This window comes from Mucilaginibacter sp. P5_A4 (assembly GCF_056400605.1).
In genome coordinates this window covers 291,298-313,204 of the sequence record NZ_JBFUKX010000001.1, presented here as the reverse complement: position 1 = coordinate 313,204, position 21,907 = coordinate 291,298, and the positions used below count along the sequence as shown (strand labels likewise).

Sequence of the window (21,907 nt, the reverse complement as noted above, 5' to 3'; positions counted from 1 at the left end):
ATAATTAGCAGAGAAAATATAATAAATGTCAGAAGACAAATCAATAAAATTAATTAAGGCAGTAAAAGAACTCAACATTGGTATGGGTACCATTGTCGATTTTTTGGCTACGAAAGGTTATAAGGTTGACAAGCAACCGATGGCCCAGCTAAATGGCGACATGTACAACGCATTGTTGAAGGAGTTTGCTGTTGATAAAAGCATCAAAGAGGAAGCCAAGCAGATCAGTATCGGAAAGATACGGAAAGAAGATCTTGCGCCGTTTCCTGAAAAGCCTGTGGAAAACCGCCGTTCAAGGGATTTTGAGAACGAAGAGATCCTGATCAAAAATACTGGTCAGTATACTTCACCCACGGTAGAAAAACCAAAACCGGCTGAACCTGTTGCTCCCGAAAAAGTCGAGGATCGCGGCGATGTATTGCCTGGTGTTAAGGTAGTTGGTAAAATTGACCTCAATAACTTAAATGCAAAACCACAACCCGTTGCCGAAAAGCCAGCGGTTGTTGAGCCTAAAGCAGAGGAGCCAAAGCCGGAAGCAGTAGTAGTTCCAGAACCAAAACCGGAACCGGAACCAAAAGTTGAGACACCAAAAGAGATAGTACCAGAGGCGCCTAAAGCAGAAGCTCCCAAACCGGTTGTTCCCGAAACGCCAAAAGCCGAAGAGCCGAAAGTTGTGGCTGAGCAAGCTCCGGTTGTACCGGTTGAGCAAGCCCCTGTTATACAGGTTCCGGTTGCCGAAAAACCTGCCGAAACTCCTGCAGCTGAATCTGATGATGAAGTTATAAGAGCCAAGGCCGAAAGACTTACCGGTCCTAACATTATTGGTAAAATACAGTTACCCGTTAACGCGCCAAAACGTAATCCTATAGCATCATCATCAAACGCCAACAGCGCAGCTGATCATAAACGCAAAAGGAAACGTAAAGATAGCCAGGGAAATCCGCAGCAAGGTGGCGGCGGTGGCGGCAATCATCCGCATGGCCAGCAAGGCGGCGGCGGTAGCCATCCTCCACATACACCATCTGGTGGTGGAACCATTAATCCAAACCGTCCTGATTTTAGGAACAGAACTAATGGTGCCCCAGGAAATGGCGGACCAAGCCAGGGTGGCGGTAATCGTCCCGATTTCAGGAACAGCCGTAATGCCCCTCAAAACACAGGTCCTAAGGAAGAACCATCTGAAAAAGATATACAAGACCAGATTAAAGCAACACTTGCCCGTTTAAGTGGTGCCGGAAAATCAGGAAAATTTGCACAACGGGCTAAATTCCGTCGTCAAAAACGTGATGATGTTGCCGCTACTGCCGAAGAACTGGCAATGGAGCAGGAACTGCAATCAAAAGTACTAAAGGTTACCGAGTTTGTTACAGCGAATGAGTTGGCCAGCATGATGGATGTATCTGTAACCCAGATTATTTCAACATGTATGAGCCTGGGTATGTTCGTATCTATCAACCAAAGGCTTGATGCAGAAACTTTAACTATTGTGGCCGATGAATTTGGTTACCAGGTTGAGTTTGTGAAACCACAGGATGAAGAGGCTAACCTTGATCAGATTGATGATCCGGCCGACCTGGTTGCACGTGCACCTATTGTTACCATTATGGGTCACGTGGATCATGGTAAAACATCATTGCTTGATTTTATCCGTAAAACAAACGTTATAGGTGGCGAAGCAGGGGGTATTACCCAGCACATTGGCGCCTATGAAGTAACATTGCCCGATAATAAAGGAAAAATAACATTCCTGGATACTCCGGGTCACGAGGCGTTTACCGCCATGCGTGCAAGGGGTGCACAGGTTACAGATATTGTAATAATAGTAATTGCCGCTGATGATAGCGTGATGCCGCAAACCCGCGAGGCCATAAACCACGCGCAGGCTGCAGGTGCACCAATTATCTTCGCTTTCAATAAAATTGACAGGCCGGGCGCCAATGCGGATAAGATCCGTGAGCAACTATCGGCTATGAACATTTTGGTTGAAGAGTGGGGTGGTAAATACCAGTCACAGGAAATATCGGCTAAAACCGGTTTAAATGTCGACTTGCTATTAGAAAAAGTATTGCTGGAGGCCGAAATATTAGAGCTTAAAGCCAATCCTAATAAACGTGCCGTAGGTACGGTTATTGAAGCTGCTTTGGATAAAGGCCGCGGTATTGTTACCACTATCCTGGTACAATCAGGACGTTTAAAAGTAGGTGACCCGATTTTAGCAGGCTGCTACAGTGGCCGTGTTAAGGCGTTAACCAACGAGCGTGGCCAAAGGGTTGAATCTGCAGGGCCATCAACACCTGTACAGGTATTGGGTATGCAGGGTGCGCCAACAGCCGGTGATAAGTTCAACGTATTGGAAAGCGAAGTGGAAGCACGTGAAATTGCCAACAAGCGCCTGCAATTACAACGCGAACAAGGCTTACGCACACAGAAACATATTACACTTGATGAAATCGGCCGTCGTTTGGCAGTTGGTAACTTTAAGGAACTTAACATTATTGTTAAGGGTGACGTGGATGGATCAATTGAAGCGTTGTCAGATTCATTGCTGAAACTATCTACCGAGCAGATACAGGTTAATATCATATCAAAAGCAGTAGGTCAGATCTCCGAATCAGACGTATTGCTGGCTTCTGCATCTGATGCCATCATCATCGGTTTCCAGGTTCGTCCGTCAGGAAGTGCCCGTAAACTGGCCGAGGCCGAGCAGATAGATATCAGGCTTTACTCTATCATCTATGATGCTATCAATGAGATAAAAGCTGCGATGGAAGGTATGCTTGCACCAACCTTTGAAGAGAAGATTGTGGCTAACGTTGAGATTCGCGAAACCTTCAAGATCAGCAAGGTGGGTACCATTGCAGGTTGTATGGTGCTCGATGGTAAAATTAACCGTAACAGCAAAATCCGCATAGTACGTGATGGTGTTGTAATTTACACTGGCGAGCTTGCTTCACTGAAACGCTTTAAAGATGATGTGAAGGAAGTATTAACCGGTTACGAGTGCGGTTTAAATATCCAAAACTTTAATAATATTGAAGTAGGCGACATTGTTGAAGCTTACGAGAATGTAGAAGTTAAGCGGAAATTGTAACAACATCAGCTTACTAAAAATACAAGGGCCGATCTGTTGAAGATTGGCCCTTTTTATTTGTGCGCCCGGTATGGGTTCAAACAAAGAATAAAATCCGAATGATTTTTGGTGGCGGGAAACGTTAGACCAGGGCAATTGTATCGATGGTCACCGCGAACCAGGATGAATCCGCGGCCAACCTTTGGCCCGGCGAACAGGAAGCAGATGAGACGGTCGCGCCCGAATGTGCCCGCCGGGGAACGTAAAGCCCAAATACCTCGCTTTTTAACAAATGGCCCCCTATTGTTTAACAAACGTTCCATATTATTATTTGTGTCCATAAGTATTGGTGCATACTTTTGGCCAACCAAAAAAACTTCAATCTTACTAACCCAAAACTACCGTATGCTAAATCAGCACAAGCCCGATTGCAACTACCGCCATGAACAAAGTTTTGGCAAAGCGTTATTATTATTATTATTATTTGATAAAGAAACCTGGAACGTCCTATCGGGTACAACCTGCGGCATCATCCATAGTTTCCGCAAACGAACAAACCCGGGCTATTTTGTAAAGATGAATATTCCTGCATAATATACCTGGGGCATGCAATTGTAACATAATCAATACATTATTGGTATAAGCAGGCCTTTTTAAACCGCTGGTTTGATTATTAATTAAAAGTAATGTACATTCCCTTTTTATAAAACCTAAATGATAAGCAAACCACTCCTGTGCTTTTTTATCGCATGTATTTTTTTAAGTGACCGTGCCCGTGGCCAAACGGTAACTGACAGCCTTATGCAAAAAAATGCCATAGGCCGGGTAGTTGATGCGTATAATTCTTCCATAGGCCAAATGTCTCGCCTGTATAATGGCCCCGAATACCAGCCTTACAGCCCTTTGATAAAAGGCAATGCCTTTTTTTTAGATATAGATGCATTCAGACAGGGCACAGTTACCTACGATGGTATATTTTACTCAAACGTACCCATGATGTATGATATTAACAAAGATGATGTTGTTGTTTTGTTATACAACGGATTTTCTAAATATAGCTTACTGAAATCAAGGGTGCAGAGTTTCGATCTGCTTGAACATCATTTCGTGTATCTGACCGCCGATTCATTGAATACTGCGGCTTCAATAAATACCGGATTTTATGATGAGCTATACGGTGGGCACCTGCAGGCTTTAGTTAAATGGTCAAAAAGTATTCAAAACACTTCTACGCAAACAACACTCGAAACTTTTTTTACTGCAGCGTCCAAAGATTTTTTCCTTAAAAAAAACAATAACTACTACAGGATAAGCGGACAAAGCGCTTTACTGAAAGTATTAAAGGATAAGAAAAAAGAACTGCAGCAATATATTAAGGCTAATAAAATTAAGTTTAAGGATAATCCCGAAAAGGCTATGCGTATGATAGCGGCCGAGTACGATCAATTATCAAAATAAAGCGCTCCTGTAAACAAAGTGTAATCAGCATACTGTAATTGCTTTTATAACCAGGTATTCCATGTATAAAACCTTAACAGGTATAGTATAATGTGAAAATTAAAATATACCGATGAAAAAAATCTACTTTTTAAGTTTTTGCTTTTTGATTATGTTAAAAGCTGGGTATTGCCAGCAAGCACCTGTGCGGTTAATAAGCGTAAACTTTCAACAGGTTACTATTGAACCGTTTGTTACCACGCTTGAGGCAAAAACGGGCTACCATTTTTACTACGAGCCGGCAATGTTTGATAGCTTAAAGGTAACTGTGCAGTTAGATAATAAACCTGTGGAAACAGTGCTTGACACTGCTTTTAAAAACACTGATTTTCATTATGCAATTACTGCCGATGGCGAAGTATTTCTTACAAAAGGGCGCGAGATACAACCCTCGCTTGCCGCCGGTTTCTTTGGCATTAAGGCCGCACCTGAAACCATAAAAAATAACATTACTATACCGGCAACAAATTTTGCCGATACCAAAGACAAGATAATTCCTGAAGCTACTACAGAAAATAAGTTGTATGAAATCGGGATCAAAACAAATACCATCGGCACCGGGAGCGCCACGCTATCGGGCTATGTACGTGATAGCAAATCGGGCGAAGCTGTGGTAGGCGCCAGTATTTACGTTACCAATACCAAAACGGGGGTAGCCACAGATCAGTTTGGTTATTTTACGCTCACGCTGCCAAAAGGAAGGCAAATTTTAAGCGTCAGGGGCTTAGGCATGCGCGACACCCGCCGCCAGATTGTGCTTTACACAGATGGGAAACTGATCATTGAAATGAAGGAACAGGTAACCAGCTTAAAAGAGGTGAAAATATCGGCCGAGAAGGTAGCCAATGTGCGTAATGTACAATTAGGTGTAAACCGCCTTGATATCAAGAGCATTAAACAGGTGCCAACCGTTTTTGGCGAAGCCGATGTTTTAAGGGTGGTATTAACGCTGCCAGGCGTTCAGTCGGTGGGCGAAGCAACTACAGGCTTCAACGTACGCGGCGGTTCGGCAGATCAGAACCTTATTTTAATGAATGATGCCACCATTTATAACCCCTCACATTTCTTTGGGTTTTTCTCGTCATTTAACCCTGATATTGTAAAAGATATAGAGCTCTATAAAAGCAGCATTCCCGAAAAATTTGGCGGGCGTTTATCATCTGTGCTGGATGTTACCAACCGCGAGGGTAATAAAAAGAAGTTTACCGGATCGGCAGGGATTGGTTTAATTACCAGCAGGCTTAACGTTGAGGGTCCTATTTTTAAAGATAAAACCTCCTTTTCATTTGGCGGCCGTACCACTTACTCCGATTGGCTGCTAAAACTATTACCAGAAGCATATAAGCACAGCCAGGCTTCATTTTATGATTTAAACCTTGATATAAGCCACCAGGTAAATGATAAGAACAACATTTATGTATCAACCTATTTAAGCAAGGATAAATTTAAACTGAACAGCGATACTTCATACGGTTACAGCAACAGGAACGCCAATATTAAATGGAAGCATAACTTTAACGATAAACTGTTTAGCGTTATAGGTGCAGGTATCGACAGATATCAATACAATATTGCCAGCTATGATAACCCGGTAAATGCTTACAAACTTAATTTTGATATCAATCAAACCAATTTTAAAACCGATTTTACTTATTACCTCAATCGCAAAAACACTGTCAATTTCGGGTTAAGCTCTATTTTTTATAAACTACACCCCGGCAATTACCAACCCAATAATCCAAAATCATTGGTGGCGCCGGATGTAATCCCAACCCAGCGCGCATTGGAGAGCGCATTATATCTTGGCGATAAATATGATTTTACCGAAGATTTGTCGGTAAGTGGCGGGGTACGCTATTCTTTATATAGTTTCCTGGGGCCGCAAACAGTATATAACTATGCGCCAAACCTGCCTAAAACAAGTTCAAATTTGTTAGATAGTACAAATTACGCCAGTGGTAAATTTATAAAAACATATTCCGGCCCCGAGATCAGGCTTTCGGCGCGGTATCAATTAGGCGATAATACATCTTTAAAAGGCGGTTACAATACTTTAAGGCAATACATACATTTATTATCCAATACTACCGCCATTGCGCCAACAGATGTATGGCAATTGAGCGATCCAAACATTAAACCGCAATACGGCGACCAGGTATCGCTGGGATTATACCACAACATGAAATCAAATACCATTGAAACTTCTGTAGAGGTGTACTACAAACGCCTGAGAGATTACCTTGATTACCGCAGCGGGGCCAACCTGGTTTTAAACCATCATATTGAAAACGATGTTCTGGCCACCGAAGGCAAAGCATATGGCATTGAGTTTTTACTCAAGAAAACTACGGGTAAAGCTAACGGCTGGATAAGTTATACTTACTCGCGCACATTCTTAAGGCAAACCAACCCTAATGAAGGTGAACTGATTAATGGCGGCACATACTATCCGGCAAATTTTGATAAACCGCACGATTTTAATTTTATAGGCAATTACCGGTTTTCGCACAGGTTTAGTGTATCATTAAATGTAACCTATAGCACCGGCAGACCAATAACATTGCCGATAGCTAAGTATGTATATGGTGGGTCGGAGCGTGTTTATTATTCTGACAGGAACCTATATCGCATACCAGATTATTTCCGGTCAGATTTTTCTATGAACATTGAGGGTAACCATAAGGTTCATCAGTTAACCCATAATTCGTTCACCATAGGCGTTTATAACCTTACCGGCAGGGCAAATGCCTACTCAACCTATTTCACCGCACAAAGTGGTGTAATAAGCGGTTATAAACTATCCATATTTGCCAAACCAATTCCGTTTATTAATTACAATATCAGGTTTTAATAGTATGGGCATGAGGGTTAGTTATATGGTTTGTTTAGCATTGCTTACCGCAACAGCGGCCTGCCGTAAACCTTATGCCCCCAAACCTATAATAGCACTCAACAGCTACCTGGTAGTTGAAGGGGTTATTAACAGCGGTTCCGATTCAACGATTATAACTTTAAGCAAAACGGTAAACATAGCAGATAACGCTTCATTAGCCTTTGAAACAAATGCGCGGGTAGCAGTAGAAAGTGAAGGCGGCATCAACTATCCATTGCAGGAATTTAAAGCCGGGCACTACCTGGCCGTTGCCCTGAATCTTGATAAAACCAAAAAATACCGGCTGTATATTAAAACAGCAGGCATTAATGAATACGCATCTGATTATGTTGCTGTAAAGCCCACTCCTCCTATCGACAGCGTTACTTATAAAATAACCGGCAAAGGATTGCAGATTAATGTAAATGCTCATGACGCTGCCAACGTTACGCGATATTACCGATGGGCCTATGAAGAAGCCTGGAAATTTCATGCCCACTATAATTCTGGCCTGGTAGTTAAGAACGGCGAAATAGTACCGAGAAGGGAAGATGAGATGATTTACTATTGCTACAGGGGCGATAAATCGAGCAATATAGTTTTGGCATCATCAGAAAAACTAACACAGGATGTAATATTTGATCATCCGATTATACTGATTCCGCCTTCGTCAGAAAAACTGGTTATAAAATATAGCATACTATTAAAGCAATATGCCCTTACAAAGGAAGCTTATGAGTTTTGGGAAAACATCAGGAAAAATACCGAACAGCTTGGCAGCATCTTCGATGCGCAGCCATCACAATTAAAAGGAAATATTCACGGTATTACCAACCCAACCGAAACGGTTATTGGTTATGTGAGTGTATCAACCGTGCAAACCAAGAGGATTTTTATTGACAACAACCTTTTTCCGAATACATGGTATGTGCCCGATGATGGTAAGTGTGAAAAAAGTGCATACCGGTTAGATAATGACGGTGAAAACGATGTAGACCTTTTTATTATTAAAGGAGGCCTTATTCCAATTGCCTCCATAATAAGCCCTTTTACCGGGAAAATCGTGGCTTATGAGGCATCGACCGTTGAATGTACCGACTGTAGATTAAAAGGAACAGTAAATGTCCCCGATTTTTGGCAATAATAATAAGTAGAGTAGAGACCCCATCCTTTTGGGAAGTAATTTTATGAAAATGATGAAGCTTAGATATATATGGTATTTGATAATGATAGGTGGTGCAATTACCGGCTGCAAGAAGCCATATAACCCCACTATTGTTAGCAGTCCTAATCATTACCTTGTTGTAGAAGGAGTAATAAATACAGGCAGCGATCCTACTGTTATCAGCATTAGCCAAACGGTTAACGTAGGCGAGAGTGTACAAAGCTCACCGCAGGTTGGTTATACTGTTACCATACAGGATGAGGCCGGCAACCCGGTTGCAGAACTACATTCGCCATTAAATAACGGTAAATATTCTTCAACCGGCGCAGTAAATCTTGATCCATCAAAAAAATACCGTCTGCATATAGCTAACACCCAGAAAGTATACGAGTCTGATTATATCGCAGTAAAAAATACGCCCGCTATTGATAGCATTGGGTTTGTACCTAAAGGCAGCAACCTTAATCTTTATGTTAACACGCATGATGCCGGCAACAATACCCGTTATTACCGCTGGGACTTTGAGGAAACATGGAGGTTTCATGCAAGGTATGAATCTGGTCTTATTGTTGATCCAGATACTAAAGCAATCCGGAACAGGAAGGAAGCTGAAGCATCATATTATTGTTTTACGGGCGATGCTTCAAGTAACATCCTAATTGGCTCAACTGCTAAGTTGGTATCTGATGTAGTATTCCAGGCGCCAATAACAACCATTCCATCTACTGCCGAGAAAATATCTGTGCGGTATTCTATTTTATTAAAACAATATGCCTTAACAAAGGAGGCGTATGGTTTTTGGGAAAATATTAAAAAAAACACCGAGCAGCTGGGTAGTATTTTTGATGCGCAGCCCTCACAGCTGCAGGGAAATATCCATTGTGTAACCGATCCTAAAGAACCTGTTATAGGTTACATAAGCATTACCAATGTGCAGCAAAAAAGAATATATATTAATAACAACCAGTTACCTATAGAATGGTATCCCGTGTATCCTTATAATTGCTCTGCCGATAGTGCCTTGCTTTACAACCCCAAAAACATGCAGCATGAGGTGCAAAGTTTTATAATAGACGGGGGAGGTATACCCATTTCGCCAATTGTACAAATGAATACTATTATAGGGTATATATATTCATCAGTAGAATGCACCGATTGCAGAATAAGGGGACAATCTCTGCCGCCGCCGTTCTGGAAACCATAATACAGGCATTAAAAAGAAACAACGGTGGCGTATGATAAATACATCCTGCATTAAAATATTAAGAAACCAGGCTTTGGCTATGAAAAAAATTAAAAGAGCTGCTAAAATTATAGTTTTATCAATTGGGGTGCTGCTGTATTGGCAAACAACTTGCCTTGCACAGGCAATTGATGAGATCAGGAACAGCTTTAACCAATATCAGCAATCAACAATACAGGAAAAAGTTTTTGCACATACTGATAAAAGTGTCTACCTGCCAGGGGAAATTATCTGGTTTAAGATTTATGCTGTTGATGCAGCCTTCCACAAGCTCTTTAATCTGAGCAAGGTAGTTTACGTTGATGTGATAGATAATGGCCACAACGCTATTATACAGGCTAAAATTGCCATAAAAAATGGCACAGGTAACGGATCATTATATATCCCGGTGTCTGTAAGCAATGGTAATTACAAATTGAGGGCCTACACCAACTGGATGAAAAACTTTAGTCCCGATTATTATTTTGAAAAAAACATCACAATAGTAAACCCACTAAAATCACCTGATGCCCCGGCTAAGGAAACTGTCGCTGTTTACGATGTTCAATTTTTTCCGGAAGGCGGCAACCTCGTAGCCGGCATAGCCAGCAAAGTAGCTTTTAAAGTTACCACACCCAGGGGAGACGGTCTTGCTGTATACCGGGGAGCTGTTATCAATCAGCATAATGATACGGTGTGCCGCTTCCAGCCATTAAAATTTGGTATAGGCAGCTTTATGTTTACGCCTGTTGCCAATAATACATATAAGGGAGTAATTAAAACCAGCTCGGGTATTTCTGTTATTAAAGAATTGCCCGAGGTTAACAGCCGGGGGTATGTAATGCAATTAAAAGATAATGGATCAACTTTAGATGTCACTGTAAATAGTAATGCCGGCGGTAATGAGGTATTCCTATTTGCACATACAAGGCAATTTGTGAAAGTGGCAGAAAGTGCCTCACTTAATTCCGGAGTGGCCAGTTTTAGCATTGATAAAAATAAATTGGCCGATGGGGTATCGCATATTACTATTTTTAACAGTGCTAAACAACCCGTTTGTGAAAGGCTGTATTTTAAGCGTCCAAAACAACAGCTACTGATAAACGCCACTACCGATCAGCCCCTATACTCCACCCGTAAAAAAGTAAGTATTAATATAGAAGCAAAAAGTACAAGAGGTGCTGCAATTCCGGCAAACTTGTCGCTGTCTGTTTACCGTATCGATTCATTACAGCACTTGGATACGGATGATATATTTAGCTACCTGTGGTTGCGGTCAGATCTTCGGGGAAACATTGAAACGCCCGGTTATTATTTTAAAAACACCAATAGCGAAGCCGACGCGGCTATAGACAACCTGATGCTTTCACAAGGCTGGCGCAGGTTTCAATGGAGCAATATATTAAACAATACTCGCCCTGCGTTTACTTTTTTACCGGAGTATAATGATCACCTTATAACCGCCAAAATAACAAGTACTATAACAGGCAATCCCGCAAAAGATGTAGTGACTTATTTAAGTGTGCCGGGCAAAAGAGTACAGTTATATGTTTCAAAAAGCGACTCATCAGGCAGGTTGGTATTCAATACAAAACAATTATTTGGCCCGGGTGAAGTTGTAGCTCAAACAAATTCTGAGAGGGATTCTACGTTCCGGATAGATGTTTTAAGCCCTTTCTCTGAACAGTATAGCAAATATGGCTGGCCAAAGTATAGCTTACTACCGGGCATGAAAAAAGCATTAGAAGAACATAGCCTGGCCATGCAGGTACAAAATGTATATGCAGGAAGTAAAATAAAACGCTTTTATGATCCGGGGGTTGATAGTGCTGGTTTTTATGCTCAGCCTCACAAAACATACCTTTTAGATAATTATACCCGCTTTACCACCATGGAAGAAGTATTGCGCGAATATGTAAGAGAAGACAATATTGTACGCTCCAGGGGCAGATATCATATAAAAGTTTTAAATGAAAATGGATTTTTAGACGGTGATCCCCTTGTTTTACTGGACGATGTACCGGTATTTAATATAGATAAAGTAATGGCTATTGATCCGTTAAAGGTTAGAAAGCTTGAGGTTATAAGAGATCGCTATTTTTATGGCCCATCAGTAAACGAAGGTGTATTTAGCTTTACAACCTACAAAGGTGATCTTGGCGGCGTTGAAATGGACCCACATGCTGTAGTACTTGATTACGAAGGAATGCAATTGAAGCGGGAGTTTTACGCTCCTGTTTATGACACCGAAAAAGCAGAAAAAAGCCGGGTCCCGGATTTTAGGAATCTGCTGTTTTGGTCGCCCGATGTTTATACAAGCCCGGCTGGCAAAGGCGTTGTATCATTTTATACATCCGATCAAAAAGGTAAATATGTGGGCTCAATACAGGGGATAAACGATAATGGCAACGCCGGAAGCCAATATTTTAGCTTTGAAGTAAAATAAAAAAATGGATAGTTTAAAAGTAACCCCGGTTGTAAATCAGGCCATTTTTGTTTTGATATAGAGCACCTTATATAGATGAAGAAAAATAATCAAATACCATTTTGAAGCCATAAACTGTAAGGCAAAACATACAAATCCAATTTTTTTGAAAAAAGGACTTGTGTAATACAAAATGGTGCGTATATTTGCACACCCAAACGGAGTGGTAGTTCAGCTGGTTAGAATACATGCCTGTCACGCATGGGGTCGCGGGTTCGAATCCCGTCCATTCCGCTAAAAGGGTATCAAAACCCATCGAGAGCGCTTAAATCAATGATTTAGGCGCTTTTTTTATGCCATAAGCGCCCGTTTCATGGATTATTTTTGCGCCGAAATCGTTATAAACAACTGTATATCAAGATGTTCAATTCTTAAACATCTTAATTAAAAGACGGATGATCCTGAATAAGTACTTGCATAATGAGCAATCAAATCAGCTTCTTTTTTTTAACAACCTAATTCTCTTAGTTTTGCATAGGTCATTTCGTAATGAACTGAAACAACATACTGCCCTATCTATCATCGTAATCGGATTATTTAATCCATAATTGTAAGCAGTTACCTGCTCAAACTTTTCTGCAAGAGGATCGGGCGTTGTTCACCCCCCAATCACCGATCATAGAACCTCGCGCCATAATCATAAAGCCCTGTCTCTTCCTGCAACTCGTTATGTTTATAAAGGTACAAGGTTTTAGAACTTGGCGCAGTGTTTTGCAACGATTGTATGGAATACCCAAAGGCATAATATAGATACAACAGTGATAAGTGTTATTCTTTTCATTAATCAATCGTGATTTGGTTGGTTACTAGCAATAATTTAAAATAACGAAGATATTACATAGGTCGAAATTTGCAATTCCCGTGTTTTCACGGTATTTACAATGGGTAAAGCATGCAATTGAGCAAGGCGAATAAATGCGGTCCAGCCCATGGATTGGTAAAAGCGAACTGCTTAACCTCCCGAGATCATGTGTCTATCTCAATTTCGACTAACAATGGGGGAGATTTTAAAGAATTACTTTAGGCCGGCCGAACCGAATTTTAGAAGAGCGACAACATTAAATTTGAAAGAATAGGCTTCGGGAAACATTCCTTGGGGCTGCGAAAACCGTTTATGTGCGTAGCGCGGTTTTTTTTTTGAGTGGAGGCAGGTGCAAACGGCCATAATGAAATACACCATCAAGATTAAAAATTCCGGATAAATAATTAATTTTAGCGCGCTTTGCCTTATCCATGAGATTAAGAACACAATTACTTTTCTTCCTGCTTTTGTTTTTGAGTTTAAAGGCTCGTGGCGCAGTATTCACAGTGACCAGTAATGGCGACGCTGGCCCCGGAACGCTTCGAGATGCAATGACGCAGGCTACGACCAACGGAAGCGCCGTAAAAGATTTGATCGTATTTAATTTGCCGGATTTAACAGAAGCAGGAAGGACTATAACATTGGTCAGTCAACTGCCTGATCTGTCATCAAATTTGGTAATTGATGGCACAACGCAAGCCGGAACGCCGTTTGGCAAAAGTAACGTCTTTATTAAGATTGCAACGCCCCATAATTACATCGCCATTACAACCTTCAAGGGTACCGGCTTGAACGATGTTGAATTTTACGGGCTGTACATCTATGACTACACCGGCGATTACGAATCCCGCCCTGACCTGCAAGCACGGCCAGGCATCAATATCTCGCAATCGTCCAATATCATCATTGGAAGTGCAGGGAAAGGTAATATGATCCGGGGTTTTAACATAAGCTCCCTAAATTTAAGCAATGTCAACTTTGTAACGCTACAAAACAGTGTAATCGGAATAGGAAAAAACAATGATTTTAACGACGATGAAACCAATAGTGAATATGACTACACCCCTCCTGTTACTCTTTATAAATGCAATAATATTACCATAGGCGGGAATGCAAATGAGGGGAACCTTTTTTTTACCGCTGTAAACTTAGTTTTTGCTCAAAAAACAACCGGTAATAATATTGCTGTAAAGTCAAATTTGTTCGGGGTATTCCAGGATGGCAAAACCATTAGTTTTATGTTCCAGGAAGGCACACTTATCAATTTATCGACAGAAAATGTCGCTTACACAGGTCCCGCAGACTTTGATAGCAGCGTGCTGGCAACCGTGAATATGGATATAGAAAATAATGTTGCCGGTAGTTTCGGCAATGCATTTATTTTAAATACGGTTGGCGGTGCGATCAATTTCTACAATAACTATTTAGGTATCTCGAAAGACGGCTCGACAAACCTGGAGCTCAATTCGCATCCCAATGATGGCGCTCCAATTGCATTTCACTATTGCACAGCCCAAATAACAGTCGGCGGCGATGACCCAACGAAAAAAAATTTCCTTGCGAATTGTGTTTCTGCAATTGTGACTGAGAATGCCTCTAATATATTCATCAGGAATAACGATTATGAATGTATTTCAAGCAACGTATATAATTCTTACAATAGCAAACCGCTACCGGCGCTGACGATAAACAAGGTTGCCACCAACAATACACAAACAACGATATCCGGCACCGCTGATCCGGGCGCTACGATTGATATTTATTCATCCGAATCGTGCGATTTTGCAAAATGCAGTATCAGGACGTATGTTGAAACAACACCAGCAGACAATACAGGAAATTGGCGTAGCAGCCCATTAAATTTTTCAGGGATCTTTTATGCGTCTGCCTCCATAAACAAAAGAACATCTGCATTCAAGACGTTTGAAATTAACACCCAAAATATGGTTATAACTAATTTGCGGTGTAACACCCAAGCTTCTGTCACAGGGTTGCAAGTGCCGGCCGGTCTTCCTTATTATTGGATAGATGATAAAGGAAATGTGGTATCGAGGGACTTAGATTTAAGGACCGGAACACCGGGAACCTATCAGTTGGTGTTAGGAAACGGTTGCATCATCAGTGCCCCTTTTCAGCTTAATGATGACAGGGTCGCAGTCTATGATAACGGGTTAACAAAAATCGACATCAGTTGCGGGGCGAACACCGGAGCGATCAAAGGGTTGTTTATCTATGATCCATTATTCGAAATCATTAGCGAAACGTGGACAGACGAAAGCGGAAAGGTTGTCGGTACCGGCACCGACATTGAAAATTTATCAGCCGGAAGATACTTTTTAACCGTTAAAACCTCAGATGGCTGTACTATCAACTACGGCCCGGTTGTGCTTAAAAACACCACGAGTCTCAATATTGACCAATCGAAATCCGTTGTTCAGGCTACCAACTGCGGCCAATCTATCGGTTCCATCACAGGGATAACCGCATCCGGCAACGGCACGCTGGTGTACAGCTGGAAGAACGCCTCGCAGCAACAAGTTGGCAATACGGCCGATTTAACCGGCCAGCCGGCAGGGCAATACACTTTGCAGGTTACCGATAATACCCAGTGCGGCGCTGTGTATTCCACAGTTGTCCAGATAACGGAAATCAACGGTATAACCCTTGATGAAAGTAAAGTACAAACAACCGCAGCCACATGCAGCAATAACAACGGAACGGTAACAGGTATACAGGTAAGCGGCGCAACACAATATCAATGGATTGACGCTGATAATAAAGTAGTCGCCACTGCTGCTAACTTACTTGCTGCACCTCCGGGCGACTATACCCTTACGGCTTCAAATACATTCGGCTGCAGTAAAACCAGTAAAACTTACCATATTGATTTGTTGCCGCTAACCATTTACCCATCCTACAATGTTGCTATACAAAACCCATGTTCCGGGCAAAATAATGGCTCCGTTTCGGTATCATTCGATGCGGTAGTTAAGGCTGCACGATGGGTGAACGGTCAGGGGCAAACGGTAACCACCGGTAACCAGGCGAGCAACCTGCCGGCTGGCAGCTACCAGCTTTACCTTACTGACCAAAACGGCTGTGAAACTCTTTATAAAGATTACGTAGTGGCGGGTGTGCCGCAACTGCAACTGGTTAACGGTTCGGAAGAAATTACCGATGACCAATGCACGCTAAAAACAGGGAGCATCAAAAACATCCAGGTGACCGGTGGTGTACCGCCTTATACTTACCAGTGGACGGACGCCAGCAATAATATTGTTTCCACATCCGCTGATCTTACCGCCGCTAATGTCGGCGACTATACCCTGCTGGTTAACGACTCCCGCAATTGCAACGGGCCGGTTTCGTCAACTTACCATGTGCAAAATCAAGGAAATGATATTCCATTGCCTGTTGTTAATAACATGCAGCTATGCAGTCCCGGCGACGTGCTGGTAAAAGTTGGTAACCCCCAAACCATTTACAGTTATCATTTATATTCCTCTATATTCCTCTTCAACAAGCGCTGTGCCGGTGGATACCCGGTCGACAGGAATTTTCAAGCTGAGTGTGCAAGCTAACACAACAGTTTATGTGAGCCAGTTTTCGGGCACCTGCGAAAGCGACCGTACCCCAGTCCAGATCGGTGTAGGTATTGCAAAAACCGACATCCCTAATACATTCACCCCAAACAATGATGGCGTTAACGATTACTGGAATATCCCCGGTATCGACAATTATCCCGCTTCCCTTGTTCAAGTTTTTAACCGCTATGGGCAAAAAGTATTTGAATCAAAGGGTTATATGCACCCCTTTAACGGCACTATGAACGGGAAACAATTACCTACAGGCGTGTATTATTACATTATTAATTTAAGCACCAGCTGCAGCATATTATCGGGCAGCTTGACATTGCTGTGGTGATTTGCTCAAAGCCGTTATTCGAAGTTTACAACTTCGAAAGAGTATCCCAGACCGTAATAAGAGATCGTGGCTTGAAAGATTCCGCTAAAGCATAGTTGCTCCCGTTATCGAAGAAGTTTAATAACCCCAAAAGCGGCTGTCGGCACCACCTACACCTGTAATATTCTGCGAGTAGGGTGTACCACTAATTTAAATCCGGCCCTTATGTATTTATTGAGAGATCTTTAAACTAAGGGTTAAAATTGATTTGGGCAACTAAGTTATTTTTTTGCGAACTGACCCGATGGGGGTATATTGTCAAAAAGTAGGGGATTAAATGATAAAGATTGAAATAAATGCAACTATCATTAAATGAAACACATAAATTTAGCCGTTTGATAGTGTAATAATTATCCATAAACTCAAACCACTTATGCTAAAATTTTCCTTCACGCTGTTTTTTGTCATAGTCATTTTAGGTATGTTCAGGTACCTTACAGGTGCTTTTTTTCAAGAAAGTCAATCTCAAACCAAACCTTCTTTGTTAATTCAAAGGCAAGCCTTAGGTACTGCGCACAAAGATTCTTTGCGGTGGCCGGATGGATTAACTGTTACTACATTTGCAGGCCCCGGGCTTACGCCAAGCCCCGCCTGCATTGCGACAGCGCCAACTGGTGAAGTATTTGTTGGTGTTGATATGATGGGTTCGTTAGGCAAAACCCCTGGAAAAGGAAAAATTATCAGACTTGTAGACAGTGATAATGACGGTAAAATAGACAAGCATACAGAATTTGCCGAGGTTGATGATCCCCGGGGTATCCTCGTTATGGGCGACCAGGTTTTTGTAATGCACACCGTATTCTCTAAAGAAACGGGTAAGGCAAGTGGGATGAACCTGGAAGTTTTTACAGACAACGACCAGAACGGCATTGCTGACGGAACTGCAAAACCGCTTATTGAGCACATAAGCAATGCGCACATGCTGGCTGAAAGAGGTACAGACCACGCTACTAATGGAATACGTATGGGCATTGACGGCTGGATATATATTGCTGTTGGTGACTTTGGATTTCATGATGCTGTTGACCGCAGCGGCCAAAAACTAACCATGCTGGGTGGTGGTATAGTTAGAGTGCGGCCAGATGGAACGGAGATGGAGATTTACACGCATGGAACCAGGAACATTTATGACGTTGCCATTGACCCCTACATGAACATTTTCACAAGGGACAATACCAATGATGGCGGTGGATGGAACATCCGTTTTTCTCACCACATACAATCGGGCGAATATGGGTACCCCTTATTGTTTCAGCACTTTACGGATGAGATTTTACCGGCCCTTGTAGATTTAGGGGGAGGATCGGGCACAGGCTCTTTGTTTATGGACGAGCCCACCTGGCCGGAAAAATATAACCGTGTACCAATGACAGCCGACTGGGGAAGAAGCGAACTTTATATTAACCGTATAAAACCCGATGGCGCCAGCTTTCAGCAAAAAGAAGAAGAGTTTATTCAATTGCCGCAAATTACAGATCTTGATGTAGATGGGTCTGGAAGACTTTACCTTTCTGCATGGGATGGCGCTGGTTATTCTGGCGATCCGGCTAAAGGCTATGTTGTGAGGGCTGTGCCCAAAAACTGGACCTATAAAGCTTTCCCCGATCTTAATGCTGCTTCATCAGGCGATCTGGCAAACTTACTTAAATCGGCAAGCGCTGTAACTAGGTTAAGCGCGTCTCAGAAACTCATTACCCGGCCTGTTGAAGAGAGCAGCAGACTGTCGCTTGCAATTGCAAATGATGGAAGCCTGCCCTTATATGCCCGGGTAGCGGGTATTTACACCTATGCCCAGGCGGCCCGTGAAAACGGGATACCTGCGTTAGTACAGCTTTCTAAAAACGAAGAGTTAAAGGAATTTGCCTTAAGGGCGCTGGCCGACAGAAAGTCCGGCATCCAAAACTTACCCATCGAGCCGTTTTTAGCCGGCTTAAAGGATCCTTCCGAACGGGTTCAGGCCGCAGCTATTGTAGGCTTGGGCCGCCTCGGCAAAATAGCTGCAGCGCCACAATTATTAGCAACCCGCGTTCCGGCTACCTTTGCGGCGCCGGGCAAAAATGAGGAGGGCCCTCATGCCAAACCTAATTCTGCAATTATACCGGCACACCTGGCGGTAAAAGCCCTCGTAAGTATGCATGCTGTTAGTGATTGCGTTAACGCAATCGGAACAGGGAATTCGCCCCTTGCACTATGGGCTTTAAGATATATGTATGATACTAAAGCTGTTGATGGTTTAATTGAGTCCTATTCAAAAGTTAAGGATGAAAAAATCAAAAAGCAAATACTGGTAACGCTATCCCGGCTTTACAAAAAAGAAGACGCTTATGATGCTTCATGGTGGTGGGGCACGAGGCCCGATTCGCACGGACCGATTTACAAAGGCGTTACGTGGGAAGGCTCGTCGCGAATTGAGAAGTTTTTAAAAACTGAATGGGCAAAATCAGCACCCAACAGGAAACAACTTTTTGCCGATTTAAATGCCCGCCATCAAATGGGTATTACGATGTTTGGCGGTGAGGAGAAAAGTGTTGCCTCGAAAGAAGTTAAGATAGACCTGGCAAAGATCAGGAACAGGAAAGGGCAAATAGGAAAAACGTCCATAGAGGATGTGATGCTGATGATTGCAAAAATAAAGGGCGACCCCTTAAAGGGAAAAGCTCTTTTTGCCCGCCAGGGCTGCATAGCCTGTCATAACCTTACCAGGAGTGAAAAACCCAAAGGGCCGTTTATGGGGCAAATTGGCTCCATCATGACACGGCAGCAAATTGCAGAGTCGGTTCTTAAACCTAATGCGTCAATTTCTCAAGGCTTCGCCACGGTCATGATATCCGCAAAAGGGAACAAAAGTTATATGGGGTTTATTACCGCGGAATCGGCCCAAAAAATAGTGATGCGAAATATTATCGGCGAAATTTTTACGATTAAAACTGCCGACGTAATTAGCCGTAAAGAATTAAAAACATCCATGATGCCTACCGGTCTTGCCAATGCGTTATCATATGATGAGTTTGCCTCCCTTATCACTTTTCTTTCGCAACAAAAAAATTAAGTACGATGAGCAAGTCTTGCCTTAATGAACAAAATTAATAGGTCCCCAAGATATGTTTAGTTAAGTTCAAAAAAATGGACAATAATTGGCATTAAAGAATAGAATTATTCAAAAAAATCGAGAAAAATATAGAAATATTATATGTGCTTTTTTAAACCGGATTTTTACCGTTGCCTGCCTCCCCGGCGCCGCGTTCTTGTCCTTTTGGTTCACTTAAACCTTCCCTTAAAAGCACCTTTGGGGTACCATGCCATCCGATGGGTGAAAACAAACATATTAAACTGATAGTTACGGGTACACCCGGCTTTTGACCTGCGTTGTATCCCCACGCCAAATGAGGAATAATCATCTACTGACAAAGTAGTGTCACCATGGGTATGGCATTGGCTGCGTAACTTTGTATGTATCCCGAGTGTGAGGAGCCCATCACAAAATTTTGAGTTAAACATATCACCTAAATTTTAAAGAAAAAATGTTAAAGGCACATTTTATATTAAATAAAATATATTATTTTTATCACCAAATAAAACTATAATATATTTTATAAATACCTTTTTACCTACAACCTATTTTACCACCTTAACCCCTATCACAATAACATGAAAATATCTCACCAGTACTCTTAAGATACAACCCACACAATTCCTGATTTTAACTCATTCAGCATAGCCATAAAATGGCTGTTATGCCTGTTATGTTAATTTTTTTGAGCGGAACAAAGTTCTAATTACAATTTTTTTATCCCCCAAATAAACTATTACCCATCATGAAAAAATTATCCTTAACCCTTATTATTATTTTATCAGTTTCGCAATTCTTACATGCACAATTTACAACCAGCGGAACGGTAACTTCTACGACTAATACCGTGGGTATTGGTACTACAAGTCCAGCTTCATCATTATCTCTCGGACCATCCGTCAGTAATAAAAAACTATTCATATACGATGCCGGCACCGAAGCAAGTGGCTTTGGACAAGCAAATGCAGAGTTTAGGATATTTGGAATTTCATCTGCTCCAAATCACATAAGCCTGGGGAAATATCAGCTGACCAATGATAATTTTACAGAACAAATGAGAATTGACAATGCCGGAAACGTCGGTATCGGCACGACCAGCCCAAACACCACTTTGGACGTGAACGGAGCAATATCCATGCAAACATTCGGAAATATATCATCTGCCAGGGGGGTAGCCAACGGATTTACAAACCTATTTTTGGGCGGCGCGATCAAGGACAATTTAAACGGAACTTTTACCGCGCTTGGCGACGGTGGAAGCAATTACTGGGCGGCGATTAGGATGGACAACAGCGGTGGGAATCTTGGTGCCATTAATTTTTACAACGGGAACTCAACAGGCGGCTCTAATTACAATATTTCTAATGCTAATCTCGCCAGCTATTTGAGAATGACCATTACAGCAGGAAATGTAGGAATCGGGACTTCTGATACCAAAGGCTACAAGCTTGCTGTAAACGGCAACGTAATAGCTACCTCCATGACCGTGAAGCTTTACGCCAACTGGCCCGACTACGTTTTCAAAAAAGATTACCAACTCCCATCCTTAACCGATGTAAAAACCTACATCGACCAAAATCAGCATTTACCGGATATGCCATCTGAAGCGGAAGTTGCCAAAAATGGCCTTAACCTGGGCGAGATCAATAAGCTGCTGGTAAAAAAGATGGAAGAAATGACGCTGTATATGATAGAAGCGAAAGAAGAGATCAACGAATTAAAAAAACAAGTACAAGATTTAAAAAAACAAATTAAATAGAT

12 protein-coding genes and 1 tRNA gene are annotated in these 21,907 nt (G+C 42.1%); 12 read left to right on the top strand and 1 reads right to left on the bottom strand.

What is annotated here, in order from left to right; translation table 11 throughout:
* Positions 1-25: 25 nt before the first annotated feature.
* From infB to AC1DQW_RS01260, 11 genes are all read left to right on the top strand, one after another.
* Positions 26-3,091 carry a translation initiation factor IF-2 gene (gene infB, locus AC1DQW_RS01310; protein ID WP_477452477.1) on the top strand — a complete coding sequence of 1,022 codons (3,066 nt, stop codon included), beginning with the start codon at positions 26-28 and terminating at the stop codon, positions 3,089-3,091.
* A gap of 384 nt (positions 3,092-3,475) precedes the next feature.
* Positions 3,476-3,664 carry a hypothetical protein gene (locus AC1DQW_RS01305; RefSeq protein WP_477452476.1) on the top strand — a complete coding sequence of 63 codons (189 nt, stop codon included), beginning with the start codon at positions 3,476-3,478 and terminating at the stop codon, positions 3,662-3,664.
* Positions 3,665-3,784: 120 nt separating this feature from the next.
* A complete protein-coding gene (locus tag AC1DQW_RS01300) occupies positions 3,785-4,528 on the top strand; it encodes a hypothetical protein (protein WP_477452475.1) in 744 nt (247 codons plus the stop codon).
* 112 nt (positions 4,529-4,640) lie between these two features.
* Complete coding sequence (locus AC1DQW_RS01295; protein WP_477452474.1) at positions 4,641-7,418, top strand: TonB-dependent receptor domain-containing protein; 2,778 nt, start codon at positions 4,641-4,643, stop codon at positions 7,416-7,418.
* Positions 7,419-7,428: 10 nt separating this feature from the next.
* On the top strand, positions 7,429-8,583 hold the full coding sequence (locus AC1DQW_RS01290; protein ID WP_477452473.1) for a DUF4249 domain-containing protein: 1,155 nt from the start codon (positions 7,429-7,431) through the stop codon (positions 8,581-8,583).
* A 49-nt stretch (positions 8,584-8,632) separates the two neighbouring features.
* On the top strand, positions 8,633-9,808 hold the full coding sequence (locus AC1DQW_RS01285; RefSeq protein WP_477452472.1) for a DUF4249 domain-containing protein: 1,176 nt from the start codon (positions 8,633-8,635) through the stop codon (positions 9,806-9,808).
* 79 nt (positions 9,809-9,887) lie between these two features.
* Positions 9,888-12,272 carry a hypothetical protein gene (locus AC1DQW_RS01280; RefSeq protein ID WP_477452471.1) on the top strand — a complete coding sequence of 795 codons (2,385 nt, stop codon included), beginning with the start codon at positions 9,888-9,890 and terminating at the stop codon, positions 12,270-12,272.
* Between the two features lie 199 nt (positions 12,273-12,471).
* Positions 12,472-12,545: transfer RNA gene (locus AC1DQW_RS01275), tRNA-Asp, on the top strand.
* Positions 12,546-13,544: 999 nt separating this feature from the next.
* A complete protein-coding gene (locus tag AC1DQW_RS01270; RefSeq protein WP_477452470.1) occupies positions 13,545-16,694 on the top strand; it encodes a hypothetical protein in 3,150 nt (1,049 codons plus the stop codon).
* Positions 16,684-17,037: a gliding motility-associated C-terminal domain-containing protein gene (locus AC1DQW_RS01265; RefSeq protein WP_477452469.1), complete on the top strand. Its 354-nt coding sequence runs from the start codon at positions 16,684-16,686 to the stop codon at positions 17,035-17,037. The genes AC1DQW_RS01270 and AC1DQW_RS01265 overlap by 11 nt, the downstream gene beginning before the upstream one ends.
* A 412-nt stretch (positions 17,038-17,449) precedes the next feature.
* Complete coding sequence (locus AC1DQW_RS01260) at positions 17,450-20,125, top strand: DUF7133 domain-containing protein (RefSeq protein ID WP_477452468.1); 2,676 nt, start codon at positions 17,450-17,452, stop codon at positions 20,123-20,125.
* Positions 20,126-20,276: 151 nt separating this feature from the next.
* Here AC1DQW_RS01260 and AC1DQW_RS01255 read toward each other — a convergent pair whose 3' ends face one another.
* Positions 20,277-20,474 carry a hypothetical protein gene (locus AC1DQW_RS01255; protein ID WP_477452467.1) on the bottom strand — a complete coding sequence of 66 codons (198 nt, stop codon included), beginning with the start codon at positions 20,472-20,474 and terminating at the stop codon, positions 20,277-20,279.
* Positions 20,475-20,891: 417 nt separating this feature from the next.
* Between AC1DQW_RS01255 and AC1DQW_RS01250 the strand changes: the two genes are divergently transcribed.
* Positions 20,892-21,905: a hypothetical protein gene (locus tag AC1DQW_RS01250; protein ID WP_477452466.1), complete on the top strand. Its 1,014-nt coding sequence runs from the start codon at positions 20,892-20,894 to the stop codon at positions 21,903-21,905.
* The last annotated feature ends 2 nt before the right edge of the window (positions 21,906-21,907 follow it).

Excerpts from the sequence above, each read along its gene's own strand:
- AC1DQW_RS01285 (WP_477452472.1), top strand. The coding sequence starts at position 8,633 with ATGATGAAGCTTAGATATATATGGTATTTGATAATGATAGGTGGTGCA.
- AC1DQW_RS01290 (WP_477452473.1), top strand. The coding sequence starts at position 7,429 with ATGAGGGTTAGTTATATGGTTTGTTTAGCATTGCTTACCGCAACAGCG.
- AC1DQW_RS01300 (WP_477452475.1), top strand. The coding sequence starts at position 3,785 with ATGATAAGCAAACCACTCCTGTGCTTTTTTATCGCATGTATTTTTTTA.
- AC1DQW_RS01280 (WP_477452471.1), top strand. The coding sequence starts at position 9,888 with ATGAAAAAAATTAAAAGAGCTGCTAAAATTATAGTTTTATCAATTGGG.
- AC1DQW_RS01295 (WP_477452474.1), top strand. The coding sequence starts at position 4,641 with ATGAAAAAAATCTACTTTTTAAGTTTTTGCTTTTTGATTATGTTAAAA.
- AC1DQW_RS01305 (WP_477452476.1), top strand. The coding sequence starts at position 3,476 with ATGCTAAATCAGCACAAGCCCGATTGCAACTACCGCCATGAACAAAGT.
- AC1DQW_RS01260 (WP_477452468.1), top strand. The coding sequence starts at position 17,450 with ATGCTAAAATTTTCCTTCACGCTGTTTTTTGTCATAGTCATTTTAGGT.
- AC1DQW_RS01270 (WP_477452470.1), top strand. The coding sequence starts at position 13,545 with ATGAGATTAAGAACACAATTACTTTTCTTCCTGCTTTTGTTTTTGAGT.
- infB (WP_477452477.1), top strand. The coding sequence starts at position 26 with ATGTCAGAAGACAAATCAATAAAATTAATTAAGGCAGTAAAAGAACTC.
- AC1DQW_RS01255 (WP_477452467.1), bottom strand. The coding sequence starts at position 20,474 with ATGATTATTCCTCATTTGGCGTGGGGATACAACGCAGGTCAAAAGCCG.
- AC1DQW_RS01250 (WP_477452466.1), top strand. The coding sequence starts at position 20,892 with ATGAAAAAATTATCCTTAACCCTTATTATTATTTTATCAGTTTCGCAA.